At 27.2% G+C, this 16,593-nt stretch carries 14 protein-coding genes; 13 read left to right on the top strand and 1 reads right to left on the bottom strand.

Translation table 11 applies throughout. From position 1 onward, the window contains the following. Positions 1 to 10 precede the first annotated feature (10 nt). The 13 genes from fliD (at position 11) to L1S49_RS23160 (ending at position 16,284) form a co-directional block, all read left to right on the top strand. Positions 11 to 1,873 (top strand): flagellar filament capping protein FliD, encoded by a 1,863-nt coding sequence (fliD, locus tag L1S49_RS03670; protein WP_238902593.1) that lies wholly within the window; start codon positions 11 to 13, stop codon positions 1,871 to 1,873. Continuing rightward, entirely contained in the window at positions 1,873 to 2,196 is a 324-nt protein-coding gene (locus L1S49_RS03665; protein WP_238902592.1) for a hypothetical protein, read from the top strand. The genes fliD and L1S49_RS03665 overlap by 1 nt, the downstream gene beginning before the upstream one ends. Before the next feature lie 113 nt (positions 2,197 to 2,309). Then, a complete protein-coding gene (locus L1S49_RS03660; protein WP_181601054.1) occupies positions 2,310 to 3,128 on the top strand; it encodes a flagellin in 819 nt (272 codons plus the stop codon). 122 nt (positions 3,129 to 3,250) lie between these two features. Further along, positions 3,251 to 4,069: a flagellin gene (locus tag L1S49_RS03655; protein ID WP_238902591.1), complete on the top strand. Its 819-nt coding sequence runs from the start codon at positions 3,251 to 3,253 to the stop codon at positions 4,067 to 4,069. 220 nt (positions 4,070 to 4,289) lie between these two features. Further along, a complete protein-coding gene (locus tag L1S49_RS03650; RefSeq protein ID WP_238902590.1) occupies positions 4,290 to 6,410 on the top strand; it encodes a glycosyltransferase in 2,121 nt (706 codons plus the stop codon). A gap of 19 nt (positions 6,411 to 6,429) precedes the next feature. Further along, complete coding sequence (locus tag L1S49_RS03645; protein WP_238902589.1) at positions 6,430 to 7,491, top strand: glycosyltransferase; 1,062 nt, start codon at positions 6,430 to 6,432, stop codon at positions 7,489 to 7,491. A 13-nt stretch (positions 7,492 to 7,504) separates the two neighbouring features. Continuing rightward, positions 7,505 to 9,547 carry a glycosyltransferase gene (locus tag L1S49_RS03640; RefSeq protein ID WP_238902588.1) on the top strand — a complete coding sequence of 681 codons (2,043 nt, stop codon included), beginning with the start codon at positions 7,505 to 7,507 and terminating at the stop codon, positions 9,545 to 9,547. Between the two features lie 14 nt (positions 9,548 to 9,561). Next, the gene (locus L1S49_RS03635; protein ID WP_238902587.1) at positions 9,562 to 11,847 is read left to right on the top strand and encodes a glycosyltransferase; all 2,286 of its coding nucleotides are present in this window, start codon (positions 9,562 to 9,564) and stop codon (positions 11,845 to 11,847) included. 19 nt (positions 11,848 to 11,866) lie between these two features. Beyond that, positions 11,867 to 12,946: a DegT/DnrJ/EryC1/StrS family aminotransferase gene (locus tag L1S49_RS03630; RefSeq protein ID WP_238902586.1), complete on the top strand. Its 1,080-nt coding sequence runs from the start codon at positions 11,867 to 11,869 to the stop codon at positions 12,944 to 12,946. Continuing rightward, positions 12,943 to 13,650, top strand: a complete 708-nt coding sequence (locus L1S49_RS03625) for a WbqC family protein (protein ID WP_238902585.1) — start codon at positions 12,943 to 12,945, stop codon at positions 13,648 to 13,650. Before L1S49_RS03630 ends, L1S49_RS03625 begins: the two co-directional genes overlap by 4 nt. After that, positions 13,650 to 14,606 (top strand): hypothetical protein, encoded by a 957-nt coding sequence (locus tag L1S49_RS03620; protein ID WP_238902584.1) that lies wholly within the window; start codon positions 13,650 to 13,652, stop codon positions 14,604 to 14,606. Before L1S49_RS03625 ends, L1S49_RS03620 begins: the two co-directional genes overlap by 1 nt. Before the next feature lie 25 nt (positions 14,607 to 14,631). Beyond that, positions 14,632 to 15,189 (top strand): GNAT family protein, encoded by a 558-nt coding sequence (locus L1S49_RS03615; protein WP_238902583.1) that lies wholly within the window; start codon positions 14,632 to 14,634, stop codon positions 15,187 to 15,189. 75 nt (positions 15,190 to 15,264) lie between these two features. Beyond that, positions 15,265 to 16,284: a CatB-related O-acetyltransferase gene (locus L1S49_RS23160; RefSeq protein ID WP_275299510.1), complete on the top strand. Its 1,020-nt coding sequence runs from the start codon at positions 15,265 to 15,267 to the stop codon at positions 16,282 to 16,284. 80 nt (positions 16,285 to 16,364) lie between these two features. On the opposite strand, the gene L1S49_RS03605 is transcribed toward L1S49_RS23160, so the two are convergent. Beyond that, positions 16,365 to 16,586 (bottom strand): DUF2922 domain-containing protein, encoded by a 222-nt coding sequence (locus L1S49_RS03605; RefSeq protein ID WP_238902582.1) that lies wholly within the window; start codon positions 16,584 to 16,586, stop codon positions 16,365 to 16,367. Between the last annotated feature and the right edge of the window lie 7 nt (positions 16,587 to 16,593).

The following is a 16,593-nucleotide window of genomic DNA, read 5'->3' as shown; positions in this document are numbered from 1 at the left end:
GAGTGATGATATGGCAAGCGTAACATCATCAACAACTGCTACATCATACAAAAGAATAACAGGACTTGCTACTGGATTAGATACAGATAATCTGGTTAAACAAATGATGCAACCATATAAACTAAAGGTTACTAAAGCACAACAAGAAAGAGATTTACTAGTATTTAAACAAGACATGTATAGAGAGATTATTAAAAATTCAAGAGACTTTTACTCAAAATACATGGATTTAAGTAAACCAGATTCTTTATTACTTTCAAAAAATTATGGAACTTCAAAGTTCACAAGTACAGGATCAAATGTTACCGCAGAAGGATTAGCTGGAGCTAAACTAGGAACATATACTCTTGATGTTAAACAAACGGCTAAGGTAGCTCAATATAGTTTTGGAACTGGAACAAATGAAGTTAATAAATTTAGTGATTTAAAAGGTAAAAATCTAACGCTTAATATATCAGGAAAAAAGGTTGATATTAATCTTAGTGACACATTAACTGATGATGAAGCTGTTCAGTATTTAAATCAAACTTTAGTTACTAATGGAATGAATGCTAAGTTTACTAAAAGTGATCTTACAGGAAATATATATTTAGAAACAACTAAAACTGGAGAAACAGCATACATAGGAATCGAGAGCTTTACAAGCAAAACAGATGTTAAACTTGAAAATATGAGCTATTCTGATTTGAATCAAGCTATTAAAGATGGACAAGATGTTAAATTTTCAATCAATGGTAGTGATGAAGCTATAATTGATTTTAGTGGAATAACAACTACTGATGAGTCAGAAAGAAAAACAGCAATAATTGACAAATTAGCAGCCGCATTTGTTGAAAAGGGTGCATCAGTAAAAGTTGAAAATGATGATATAAGCATAATGAATGGTTCAGGGGATGGAAAATCATTAAAGTTATCTATCGGAGCCACTGTATATGAGTCAATTGGAGAAACTCAAGGCAAAACAAGCCTTTTGAAAGATTCTGATGGTAATTCTGTAAGTTCAATAAAGGGAACTAATGCTATATATGATATAACTGATTCATATGGTAATAAGGTTACAGGAAAAACATCTGACTCAAATGAGTTTGTTGTTGATAATGTTAAATTTAAAGTAACAGGTGTAGGATCTGCTACAATTACAGGTAATCAAGACTCATCAGGATTAATAGAAAAAATAAAAGGTTTTGTAAATGATTATAATAAGCTAATTAGCGATATAAATACAAAGGTTAGTGAAAAGAAGCAATATAAGTATGAGCCTTTAACAGAAGAGCAAAGAGATAGTATGACTGATGATCAAATAGAGAAATGGGATGCTAAAGTTAAAGAAGGTCTTTTAAAAAGAGATAGTGATTTAACAAATATAATGTCTCAGTTAAGGCAAGCGTTTAACACTAAGGTTGAAGGTACAAGCATAAGTTTGAGAAGCATAGGTATTGATTTTACCAACGATATGTCTAAAAGTGGACAAATTGAAATTGATGAAACGAAATTAACAGCAGCATTAGAAACAAGTGCTGACCAAATAGTGAAGCTTTTTACACAAACACCAGCAAGTGGAATAACTGATAAACAGGAAAAATACAATAATTCTGGTATATTCCAAAGAGTTAAAAATGTTTTAAATGATTCTGTTATGAGTTCAAGTTCTAACTTTTTGAAAAAAGTTGGTTATGTTGGGACAGCGACATATACTGATAATGAAATAACGAAAAACTTATTATCAAAAGAAAGAAAAATAGAAGAAATGGAACGTTCATTATCAGATAGAGAAGAAAAATTTTATCAAAAGTTTGCTAATTTAGAAACAATAATGAATAAATACAATGCTCAAATGTCTTCTCTATCATCAATGTTTGGAACTTCAAGCTGATGAATTATAAAGAAGAAGCAATAAAGATAGAATTAAAACTCATAGAGCTATTAAAAGAAGAAAAATTTAAAGAGTTTGAGAGTCATCTGGAAAAGCGAGAAGCATTTTATAAGGAATATAGTGAATATAGTTTTGAAGAAGCAAAGGGATTTTTTAACTCGAAAGAATTTAAAAATTATCAGGATAACTTAAAAGAAATTTATACAAAAAAAAATAGTGAGATAAAAGCTGAACTAAATAGAATAGCCAACCTAAAAAGAGCTAATCAAGGATATCAAAATAGTGTTGTAGCAAACAATATGTTTTTAAATAAAAAAATATAAATTTTAGATATTAAGTAGTTATAACTAACTACGATAATATAAACATACGGGGTAATCCCTAAAACTAAAAAAGACATGGATGTCTAAAAACAAAATTCAAGGAGGAATATATTATGATAATTAACCACAATATGAACGCAATGAATGCACATAGAAATATGAGCATAAACAATGGAAGTGCAGCAAAATCAATGGAAAAATTAAGCTCAGGTTTAAGAATAAACAGAGCTGGAGATGATGCAGCAGGACTATCAATCTCTGAAAAAATGAGAGCACAAATCAAAGGCTTAGATCAAGCTTCAAGAAATGCTCAAGATGGTATATCATTAATCCAAACAGGTGAAGGTGCATTAAACGAAACTCACAACATTCTTCAAAGAATGAGAGAGTTAGCAGTACAAGCATCAAATGATACAAACGTAACAACTGATAGAAATTCTATAAAAGAAGAATTAACAGCTTTAGCTAGTGAAATTGATAAAATTGCTACACAAACTCAATTCAATACTAAAGACTTATTTAGTGCAACTTCAACTACAGTAACTCTACAAGTTGGAGCTAATAAAGATCAAACAATAGCAGTTACATTCTCTCAAATGAGTTCATCAGCTTTATCAGTTGATAGTGTAGCTAATAGTGTAAGTACAAGTGCACTTGCTACATCAGCTATAGATACAATAAACACAGCTATAGAATCAGTATCAAAAGAAAGATCTAAGCTAGGAGCAGTACAAAACAGACTTGAACATACAGTAGCTAACTTAAATAATGCTTCAGAAAACTTACAAGCAGCAGAATCAAGAGTTAGAGACGTTGATATGGCTAAGGAAATGATGAGCTACTCAAAGAACAACATATTACAACAAGCAGCTCAAGCAATGATAGCTCAAGCAAATCAACAACCACAAAATGTTTTACAATTATTAAGATAATAGTCAAAAAGATATATAAAGTATTAATTGATTATTTCGATAATTTAAGAGTAAGTAACAATACTTACTAAACTAAAAAAAGACATGGATGTCTAAAAACAAAATTCAAGGAGGAATATATTATGATAATTAACCACAATATGAACGCTATGAACGCTCATAGAAATATGAGTATAAACAATGGAAGTGCAGCTAAATCAATGGAAAAACTAAGCTCAGGTTTAAGAATAAACAGAGCTGGAGATGATGCAGCAGGACTATCAATTTCTGAAAAAATGAGAGCACAAATCAAAGGATTAGATCAAGCTTCAAGAAATGCTCAAGATGGTATATCATTAATCCAAACAGGTGAAGGTGCATTAAACGAAACTCACAACATTCTTCAAAGAATGAGAGAGTTAGCAGTACAAGCATCAAATGATACAAACGTAACAACTGATAGAAATTCTATAAAAGAAGAATTAACAGCTTTGGCAAGTGAAATTGATAAGATTGCTACACAAACTCAATTCAATACTAAAGATTTATTTAGTGCAGCATCAACTACAGTAACATTACAAGTTGGAGCTAATAAAGATCAAACAATAGCAGTTACATTCTCTCAAATGAGTTCAACAGCTTTAACTGTTAGCAATGTAGCTAATAGTGTTGATACAAGTGCAAATGCAACTGCTGCTATAGACACAATAAACACAGCTATAGAATCAGTATCAAAAGAAAGATCTAAACTTGGAGCAGTACAAAACAGACTTGAACATACAGTAGCTAACTTAAATAATGCTTCAGAAAACTTACAATCAGCAGAATCAAGAGTTAGAGATGTTGATATGGCTAAAGAAATGATGAGCTACTCAAAGAACAATATATTACAACAAGCAGCTCAAGCAATGATAGCTCAAGCAAATCAACAACCACAAAACGTTTTACAATTATTAAGATAGTATTTAAGGTAGGGAATTCCCTACCTTTTTTCTTTTTGAAAATATGTATAGGATATAAAAATATTAGAAAACATATAAAGTATATTAAGAAAGTTACGATAAAATATTTAATAGATAAATAATGATTAAACATAAATTAGAAGCCATAAAGTGGTCTACAATTATTATGGTAATAGAAGTGGTAGAGGTTTCTCTATCACTTTTTTAATAGGAGGAAATAATGAAACTAAGTATAGTTATGATTGTGAAAAATGAGGAAAAGTATCTAGATAAATGCTTAAAGGCATTATTGCCAATAACAAAAAAAATATCATCAGAGATTGTTATACTTGATACAGGTTCAACAGATGCTACCAAGGATATAGCGAAGAAATACTCTGAAAAAATTTATGATTATGTTTGGGAAAATGATTTTTCTAAGGCAAGAAATAAGTCTATAGAATATTCAAAAGGAGAATGGATATTGGTAGTTGATGGGGATGAGGTTTTAGAAAATCCTAATACTATAGTAGAATTTTTTGAAAAAAATATATATACGAAATATAATGCAGCTACAGTGGATATAAAGAGCTTTAATTTTTCAGAAGAAGAAGGGTACGCTATATGCCCTATTCCTAGGTTATTCAAAAAGAAAAAAAGTCTGTATAAAGGAGCTATACATGAGCAACCTCAATATTCGGCCCCTGTAGTTAGACTAACTGCTAGTTTTAAACATTATGGATATTCAACTAAAGATTTAGATTTTATAGAAAAGAAATTTTATAGAAATCAAGAGATATTGAAGAAGGAATTAATAGATACAGATGACAGAAAATATGTTTTATTTCAAATAGCTCAAAACTATAATCTTATTAATGATAGTGAAAGTTCCTTAATTAATATAAAAGAAGCTTACTTAGAATCTAAAAGACTTAAGTCAAATGATTCATATATATATCAACTTTATATAAAGCTTCTTTATGAGTATAGTTTATATGATGATTGTATCAAAATTATTGAAGAAGCCTTGGAGGTTAGAAAGGATCATATAGATTACTACTATTATTTAGGTTTCTGCTATTTCTCAAAACAAGAATACATTAAATCAAAGGAAGCCTTTGAAAAATATTTATTTTATCTAAATAACCTAGAAAATAATAATAGCTATAAGGATATAACCTTAGTTATATATACTAAAGGAAACATAGATAATGTAACATTAACTTTAAGTAGCATAGAGAATAGGATAGGAAATTATAATAAATCTATAGAACTATATGAAAATTGTAAAAATAATAATCTTAAACTTAGTTATTTTTCAATTTATTTGGATTCCTTAATTGAATCTAAGAGTTACGATAAACTATTATTAGAGGCTAAAAATGAAAAAAATAATAAAGACATATTTATTTCAACCTTAGAAAATAGCTTAAAAACAATGTATATGTATGAAAAAGAAAATATACTAAAAACATTAAAAGGTGTTGAAAATGATATAGGCTTATATATTAATATTAAGGATAAATTTATTAAAGAAGATTGGAATGATAACAATATATTAAATAAGATAGCTAAAATATCATATTCTAAGGTTAACTTGATATCAATATATGCATTAAGATACCTAATATATAATAATTCAAATAGTTTATTTGAATTAGAGTCTATCAATAATATAATATCTAAGGATTTATTAAAAGCTGCATGTTCAAATAATCTTTTATTAGTGAATTCACTTAAAAGCTCAATAATAACGAGACAATTTTCATATAAAAAAGAAGAATTAAAAGTAATAGTTGAGATAGAGAAGTTTTTACTAGATATACCTAACTTAACTGATGAAGAATATCTGAACATATTTGAACAGTACTTAAGAGATTATAATAAGTTAGTTCAGTGCATATATGGAGAGAGTTATAGGGATTTAAATATTGATAATTTTGAAATTGAAATTATTAATGAGTTTTTGGACTTGTATAAACTAATATCTACCAATAAGCTTGAATTTGTTAGGAAATTAAACTTCATATTAAGTAAAAATGAACAATATAGAAGAATCATTAAGATATATAAAGAGAAGATAGAGACGTTCGATAAATATGTTAATGTGTTTAAAGAAAAAGATCTATTACTTGGAAATATAGAAAGTCTAGTAAATCAAGGCTCTTTTACAGAAGCTTTGAATATACTAAATGAAACCATAGAATTAATTCCATTTGATAGTGATATTTTAAACGCCTTAGGTGTAGTTGTTTATTATATGAATGATAAAAATAATGCATTAAGATATTTCAATAGAAGTTTATTATTAGATCCTAATAATAAAGATGCATCTATGAATGTGCAGTCATTAAAAGAATAATTATAAGGATGATAAATTTATGATTTCATTATGTATGATAGTAAAAAATGAAGAAAAAAATATAGCTAATTGTTTGAATTCTGTAAAAGATGTCGTTGATGAAATAATAATAGTAGATACTGGGTCAAGTGATAAAACTAAAGAGGTTGCTAGTAATTTTACAGAAAATATATATGATTATAAATGGAGAAATGATTTTGGGAATGCTAGGAATTATTCTATATCCAAAGCTAATAATGATTGGATATTAGTTTTAGATGGAGATGAGAATATAGTAGGTTATGATAAAGAAAGTATTTCAAATTTTGTTAAAGTCTCCTCAACAAGCTCAATCGGTAGAATAAAAAGATTTAATACTTTTGATAGACATGGAGAAGTAAAAACCTATATAGAAAGAGTCAATAGACTCTTCAACAAGAAATATTATAAATATGAAGGCATTATACATGAACAGCTTACTGCTAAAAACAATAATATAGGGGAAATGATTCCTATAGATATCGATATTGAGCACACTGGATATACTACCGAAGTAATAAATAGTACAAATAAAATAGAAAGAAATATAAATCTCTTAAAAGAAATGTTACTAAAAGCCCCTAATGATATATACATACTTTATCAATTAGGAAAGTCTTATTATATGAGTGGAGAATATAAGGAAGCGTATAATTACTTTAAAGAAGCTATAGGGCTTTTAGATGAAGATGTTTTTTTGCTTGAATATATTGAAGATCTCATAGAAAGCTATGGTTACTGCTTAATAAACTTAGAGAAATATGAAGAGGCTTTGTATATAGAAAAGTATGAAAAGTATTATAAGAATGAAGTAGACTTTATATTTTTGAAAGCTCTTATATATATGAATAATAGCAGATTTCAAGAAAGTGCTGAGGTTTTTCTTAAATGTTTGGATATGAAAGAGGGGAAGCTTTTAGGAACAAACTCATATTTAGCTTTATATAACATTGGGGTTATTTTTGAATGTCTTGGATTTATAAAAGAAGCGTGTGAATATTATAGACTTTGTGGAAGTTATGAAGCTGCACTAAAAAGAATAGAAACTATTATGAAAGTTTGAAAGGATTTAATAAATGAAAACAAGTATCGTAATTTTAACTTACAATAACCTAGATTATACAAAACAATGTATAGAAAGTATAAGAGAATATACTAAAAATGAAGAGTATGAATTAATTGTTGTAGATAACTTATCCACTGATGGAACTAGAGAATGGCTTTCTGATCAAGATGACATTATCAAAATATTAAATGAAGAAAATAAGGGCTTCCCAAAGGGGTGTAATCAAGGAATAGAGATTTCAACAGGAGATAATATTCTATTATTAAATAATGATGTTATAGTTACTAAGAATTGGTTGTCCAACCTAATAACTTGTTTATATTCGGATAAGACTATAGGGGCAGTATCCTTAGTAACTAATTCCTGTTCATATTATCAAAATATAGAAACTTCCTATAATTCGCTTAAAGAAATGCATGAGTTTGCTAATGAATTTAATAAAACAAACCCTGAGCTATGGGAAGAAAGACAAAAATTAATTGGGTTTTGTGTACTTATAAAAAAAGAAGCTGTGGATAAAATAGGCTTTTTAGATGAGATTTACACTCCAGGTAATTTTGAAGATGATGATTATTCGATTAGATTAATAAAAGCAGGATATAGATTATTATTGTGCAAAGACACATTTATTCATCACTATGGAGGAACTTCATTCAGTTTAAATAAAAAGTATAGTGAAATACTAGAAAGAAATAAAAACAAATTTTTAGAAAAGTGGGGATTTACCTCTAGCAGTAGTATGAGTATATTTAGAGGAACTGTAGATTATCTAGACGATAAATATGAAAATATACTTGAAATAAATTGTGGAACAGGTGCTAATTTATTAAATATAAAAAATAAGCATCCTAAGTTTAATTTTTATGGAATTGAACAAAATGAGTTTGCGAGAGAGATTGCAGAAAGATATGTAAATATTGTTGATAATTTAGAAAAATACAAAGAGTTTTTTGATGTTATTATTGTAAATTATTCAATTAGTCTAGAAAAATTAAACCTAGACCAATATAAGCACTTATTAAAAGAAAATGGGAAAATAATCTTTATAATAAAAAATCCTATTAACTATAAGGAATTATTAACGCTAAAGGAAAATAGTGTTAACATAGAAAATTATATTAATGAAAATAAAACATTGATTTCTTCTTACATAAAGACTTTTGAAACTGAAAACTTTGAACTTTTAGATATAAAGGGAATAGTCTCTAAGATAAATAGTGAAGATATAGAAATAAAGAAGGATATAGATGTATCTACAGAATATTATTTTTGTGTTTTTTCTCAACAAAAATTTATAAATGTGTTTGATATATTAGAAGAAATAGATAAAGAGATTAACTTAGATAAAAACTTTTTTACCTTAATTAATCTTCTTAAGGAAAGAAAAATAGAAAAAGAAAACTTAGTGATAATGATAAATAATTTAGAAAACAGAAGTGAAATATTAAATACTCTTGGAGTATTATGTTATAAAAATGATATATATGATACAGTCATATATCTATTTAAAAAAGGTTTAGAACAGGATGAATTTAATAAATCTTTATTAAGAAATTATGGAGAACTTTTATTTGATTTAGGTGAATATGAAATGTCATTAGAACAATTAGAGAAGATTAAAGAAAAGGATGGGGATGTTCTAAATATAACAGCTATGGTTAAAGAGAAATATAACTATTGGCTAAGTATTAGGTTTATATTAAGAAGAATTGAATTTGATATAGAAGTAAATGAAAGTACAGAAGCTATAGTAGAAATTTTAAAGAGAGAAGATGTTAGTAAGCTTATTAGTATAATAAATAAGTTTATGATAAAAAAAGTATATATATTAAATTATTTAGCTATAAATTGCTTTGAGAATGGAGTAAGTGACAATATTATACCATTGTTAAGTGAAGCTTTAAAACTGGAGCCAGAAGATGTAGATAGCAATTATAATATGGGATATGTATTATACTATTTTGGAGAAAAGAATCTTGCACGCAGTTATTTTGATAAGATTAAAGGAAAAAGAGAGGAATTAGACCAGTTAATTAATACATTAATTGGTTAGGTTACGGTGATATTATGGAAAAAAAGATTGCTTTCATTTCATGTGTAAATAATGAACAGTTATATGATGAATGTGTTAAATACATAGAAAATTTAATAATACCTTATGGAATAAAAATAGAATTAATACCTATTAGAGGGGCTAAATCTATTATGCAAGGGTATAATATGGGTATGAAAAAAACAGATGCAAAATATAAAGTTTATTTACATCAAGATACCTTTATTATTAATAAGAATTTTATAAACGATATACTTGAAATATTTGAAACAGATAACAATATAGGAATGCTTGGAGTAATAGGAAGTAAAGCAATACCTACTAATGCAATATGGTGGGAGTCATATAATAATTATGGGAAAGTATATAATAATCCTACCGGCAATATGGAATTGTTAGCTTTTCAAGATATTGATGACATATATGAAAAAGTACAAGCGATTGATGGATTAATTATGATTACTCAACATGATATAGAGTGGAGAGAAGATATATTTGATGGATGGGATTTTTATGATCTATCACAATGTGTTGAATTTATAAAAGTTGGATATAATGTGGTCATTCCTAGACAAGAAGAACCATGGTGTTTACATGATTGTGGGATTATAAACATAGGTGAGAATTATGAAAGATTAAGAAATATATTTATTGATGAATATAGTAAACAAATATTTCCTTTGGTGAGTATATTGATACCAACATACAATCAGACTATATTTTTAAAAGAAGCATTAGAAAGTGCTATAAATCAAACATATCCTAATATTGAGATAATAATAGGGGATGATAGTACTAATGATGAAGTATTTGAATTTGTAAAACCGTATCTTCACAAGTACACAAATCTAAGATATTTTAAAAACGAAAAAAGTAAAATGGATTATGGAATATCAAATGGACAAAAGTTATTTCAAATGAGTAGGGGTGCATATATTAATTATCTATTCCATGATGATATTTTTCACAAAGATAAGATATCATTAATGATGAATTATTTTTTCTACATAGAAAATACTTCACTAGTAACTTCACATAGGCAATTAATAAATGAAAAAGGGGAATATTTATCAGACAATAATGCTACTAAAGCTTTATTTGAAAAAACTACTTCGACTAATGGTAAATCGTTATCCTTATATTGCCTAAAGAATATGACAAATTTTATAGGTGAACCTACTACAGTTTTGTTTAAAAAAGCTTTGTTAGTTAAAGGGTTTGGCTATTATAATAATAACTTCTATGAAAACATAATAGATTTAGCTACTTGGTTTTCATTACTAGAAGAAGGTAATGCTATATACATTTCGGATACCTTAAGTTATTGTAGACAACATGCAAATCAAAATTCCAAGAATTTTAATATTTATTTAAAAGGACTTATTGAATGGAAGAGAATTATTGAAGATAGTTACGTAACTGGATTAATAGATAGTGATTTAACATATAAAAGCTTGTTATCTAAATGGTTTAGTATATTTAGTAATTGCGGAAATGATTTAGCATTTAAAGATATAGATTATAATTTGAGAATAAAAATATCAGAATGCTATGCTGATACAATAAATAAGTTAATATTTTCAAATGATGAATATAATCACAAATGTATCATTTGTAATAATAATCTGGATAGGTTTTTACCATGGAGTGGTTATGTATCAGATTATACTAAGAGATTTGATGTTATAGGCAGTGATATAGATAATTTTACATGTCCCCATTGTAACTCACATGATAGAGAGCGACATTTATATATGTTTTTCAGTAAGATGAATATTTGGGAGACAAGTATAATCAATAGAAAAGTTCTACACATAGCGCCAGAGTATCATCTACAAAAAAGGATAGGTGATTTAAATACTATAGAGTATATATGTGGTGATTTATATCCAACAAATAATTCCATAATAAAAATGGATATTACTGCATTGCAATTCAATGATAATTACTTTGATTTTATAATATGTAATCATGTTTTGGAACATATACCAAATGATATACAGGCGATGAAAGAATTGTATAGGGTATTAAAAAATGGAGGATATGCTGTATTACAGACTCCGTACTCTCCTAAATTGTCTATTTCTTTTGAAGATAAAGAAATAGATACAGATGATAAAAGACTAAAATATTATGGGCAGGAAGATCATGTAAGAGTTTATGGATTAGATTTCTTTGAAAGATTGAAGAGCGTAGGATTTAAGCTGAAAATAGTAGAAAGTGATTCTATTTTTACCGAAGATGTTTGTAAAAAATATGGAGTTAACAATAAAGAAAATCTTATATTAGTGAGTAAATAAAATATAAGTAGGAGAAAAGATGATTAATGTAACCAAAACATATCTGCCAGATATGAATAAGTTTAAAAATTATATAGATAAAATATATGAAACTGGTTGGATAACTAATAATGGGAAATGTGTTAATGAATTGGAAAAAAGATTGAAAGATTACCTGGGAGTTAAGAATTTATTATTAGTAAGCAATGGAACAATGGCACTACAAATAGCGTACAAATTATTAAAGCTAAAAGGAGAGGTTATAACTACGCCCTTCTCTTTTGTAGCAACAACTAGTAGTCTTGTTTGGGAAGGATTAAACCCTGTATTTTCAGATATAAATAAAAATACATTTTGCATTGATCCTAATAAAATAACTGATAAAATAACCTCAAATACCTCTGCAATACTTCCAGTTCATACATTTGGAAATGGATGTGAAGTTGAATTAATAGATAGCATAAGTAAAGAATATGGATTAAAGGTAATCTATGATGCAGCTCATGCGTTTAATATCAAATACAAGAATGAAAGTATTTTAAATTATGGCGATATATCTATAGTAAGTTTTCATGCAACTAAAATTTTTCATACCATTGAAGGAGGAGCATTAATAATTAAGGATGATTATTTATATGAGAAGGCGAGAAAAATTATAAACTTTGGTATAACTGGTCCGGATAAAATAGAAGAGTTGGGTATAAATGCTAAAATAAATGAATTTCAAGCTGCTATGGGATTGTGCGTACTTGATGATGTTGATAATGAAATGAATTATAGAAGAGTTGTATATAGAAGATATGAGAGTGCTTTTAAAAATATGAAAAATATAAAGTTACAAGAACATAATAAAAATTGCAATTATAATTATGGATATTTTTCAATAGTTCTAAATGATGAAAAAACTGTATATAAAGTAAAATATGAACTAGAAAGACATAACATATATCCTAGAAGATATTTTTACCCATCTTTAGATAAGCTAAATTACATTAAAAGTGAGTATATGGAATATTCTAATAATATTTCTGAAAGAATATTATGTTTACCACTGTATAGTACTTTGAGTTTACAAGAGCAAGAGTTAATAATAGATATTATAAGGAAGTGTATACAATGAGGATTGGGATAATGCAACCGTACTTTGCGCCATATTTAGGCTATTTTCAGCTCATAAACTATGTTGATAAGTGGGTTGTTTTTGATGATGTTCAATACATATATCATGGGTGGATTAATAGAAATAGGATTTTACATCCTACAAAAGATTGGCAGTATATAACTATTCCTTTAAATAAACATAAAAGAAGTGAAATGATAAAAAATATAGAAATAAACAATAATATAGAATGGAAAAGAAAAATATTAGGGCAACTAAGTATTTATAAAAAGAGAGCTCCTTATTATGAAGAAGTGATAAAAATAGTTGAGAAATGTTTTAATTATAAAAGTTTGAACTTAGTTGACTTTAATGTTAATGTTTTAAAGGAACTTTGTAATTATCTTGGTATTAAGTTCGATTTCATAATATCCTCTCAATATAATTTTAATTATGAAGAGGTTAACACCTCAGGTGATTGGGCATTAGAAATTTCTAAGCAACTTAATGCTACTGAATACATAAATCCATTTGGCGGAATGGAACTATTTGATGAAAAGAAGTTTATTGAAAATAATATTCAGTTAAAGTTTTTAAAGATGGCGGATATAAAATACAATCAGAGAAATAAAGAATTTCAATCAGGCTTATCTATAATTGATATAATAATGTTCAATTCCAAGCTTGAGGTATTGAGTATGCTTGATGGATTTGAGGTGTTTTAATGGGAAAGGAAATTGGTGGTTTCTTTGAGCTGGAACTGAAAAAAGACAGTGAATATCATAAAAATGCAATTAAGCTAAATAGTGCTAGATATTGTATACAATATTTGATAAGAGCAAAAGGATACAAAAAAATATATTTACCACATTATATAGGTAGTAGTGTATTACAACCTATAGTTGAAGAAAATATAGAATATGAATATTATTCAATAGATAGCGCTTTTAAACCATTATTAAAGGCTGATTTAGGCTCAGAAGAAGTAATTTTATATGTTAACTACTTTGGACTAAATTCGAATAACATAAAATATGTTTTAAAGCGATATGATAATGTCATAGTTGATAATACTCAAGCTTTTTTTGAAAAAGGTTCGCAAGAATTTGATAGTGTCTACTCTCCAAGAAAATTTTTTGGAGTACCTGATGGTGGATATTTATATACTGATAAAAAATTTAATATTGAATTAGAAGAGGATATATCATTTAATAGATTTGAACATCTACTAAAAAGAATAGATATGGATGCAAATAATAGTTATAGCTTGTTTAAGAAAAATGAAGAAACATTAGATAATTCCCATATGAAAAAAATGTCTAAAGCAACTATGTCAATTTTATCAAGCATAGATTATGAAGAATGTAAAAAAATTAGAAATAATAATTTTAAATATCTTCATTCGTATCTAGAGAAATATAATAAGATTAGTTTAGATGTAAGTAATTTAAATGGGCCTATGATTTATCCATTTGTGGTAGAGAAATCTGGATTAAAAGATTACTTAATTAAAAATAAAATATATGTGGCTACGTATTGGAAAGAAGTTTTAGAAAGAGTTGAAAAAAATTCATTTGAATATTTATTAGCTAAATATTTAATTCCGTTGCCTATAGATCAAAGGTATTCAGAAAGTGACATGAAACTAATTATAGATATAATTAATGAATTTAACTATTAATAATTAAAAATAAGGAAGTGAAAAAATGAATATACATGGGAAAAAAGTAGTATTAAGATCGATAGAAAAAGAAGATTTAGATACATTAAGAGGAATAATGAATGATCCAGAAGTTGAAAGACTATTAGGGGGATGGGCATTACCAGTTTCAAAATATGAGCAAGAACAGTGGTATGAGAAATCTATAAATAATAAAGATACACTAAGATGGGTTATTGAAACAAAAGAAGATGGCGTCATAGGAATGACTGGATTATGGAATATTGATTGGAAGTATAGAACTGCATTTACTGGAATAAAAATTGGAAATATAGATTATAGGGGCAAAGGATATGGAACAGATGCTGTAATGGCGGTTATGAGATATGCATTTGAAGAACTGCAACTTAAAAGATTGGATGGGGATATAGTTGAATATAATATAGCATCGCAAAAGCTTTATTGTGGAAAATGTGGATGGAAAGAAGAGGGCGTTAGAAGGAAACATATTTTTAAAAATAATAGATACTACGATAGGATATTAGTTGGTATATTAAATGATGAATATTTTCAACTGATAAAAGATAATAAGTATTGGGAGTGAAAATATATTTAATGGAAGTTATAAAAAGATATGAATTACAAATAAAGGAATGATATAAAATATAAGGGGATAGATATGGGAATAATAATTAAAAGTTCCGATTTTAAAGATGGAATGAGGAAATTTATTGCTAACAATAATAAATTTAAAGACTTTCCGATAGTTGTAATGGGAAATAGAAGTTATATAATGGGAATGGAAGTTGAAAGCCCTATAAATAATGAATTTAATAGTATAGTTATAGGAAATTATTCATCTATATCACATAATATAAAATGTATAATTGATGAAAATCATGATTATTTAGCGGTATCTACTTATCCTTGGCAAGCTGTGTTAGGATATAACATGGATTGGAATTTAAATATTAAAGGTCAAATAATTATAGGAAACGATGTTTGGATTGCTCAAGATGTAACTATTTTATCTGGAGTTACTATAGGAGATGGAGCTGTAATTGGAGCAAAAGCAGTTGTGGCTAAAGATGTTCCACCTTATTCAATAGTAGTAGGAAATCCTGCTAGAGTAGTAAAATATAGATTTTCTGAAGAACAAATAAAAAAACTATTAAAAATAAAATGGTGGAATTGGTCTGCAGAGTATATTCATGCAAATAAAGATTGGTTTAATGCTGATATAGATAGCTTTATAGAAGCGTTTTATAATAGGGAATGGGATAGTGAAAATCAAATAGAAGAACTGATATTTGATGCTAAAAAGAATAAAATATTATTCTATCCTGATTTTTATGATAATTATCCTGTATGGAAAAGAGTACTGGAAGAATATTTAAATAAGTTTTCAGGTGATGATAATGTCTCCCTTTTACTTAGAATAGAAGAAAATGATGATTTTGATAAACATGTTTTTGAAATTTCAGAGATGATGGAAAATAAAATAAATGCACCAGATGTATTGATTATTAATGACAGATTAAGTAACGAGGAGGGTTTATTTTATAAAGCTGATTATTACATAACTACAAGGAATATAAACACAGTAAATCATATTAATCTTTCTAACGAATATAACGTTAAAGTTCTATATGGAGTAGACAAACCTATATTTAGAGATGTTGTTTTGAAAGAAGATTAAGATATTTAAAACCCCACAGCAATATAGAAGCCCACTTACTAAAGAGTTACAAAAACTCTAAAGCAAGTGGGCTAAATTTTTTATTTCTTTAACTCAATAACTGAACTGCTCTTACTAACAATCTTAGCGGAGTAAGGTGTTACAAGAGTTCCGTTTTTAGTTAGAAAAGTATTATTTTCTATAATAACCTGCATCAATTCCTCAACTTCTTCATTAGTTAATCCTTCTCTAACATCAGGAATAGTTATAGAGGCTTTACTACCATTGCTGGTGATAAAGACTAGGGAAAGTGAATGATCCATATATCTC

The sequence above is a fragment of the Clostridium sp. YIM B02506 genome (genome assembly GCF_022324845.1).
GTDB classification, from domain to species: Bacteria; Bacillota; Clostridia; order Clostridiales; family Clostridiaceae; genus Clostridium_T; species Clostridium_T intestinale.
Note: the sequence above shows the minus strand (reverse complement) of the source record. Positions and strands in the feature narration are given on the sequence as shown.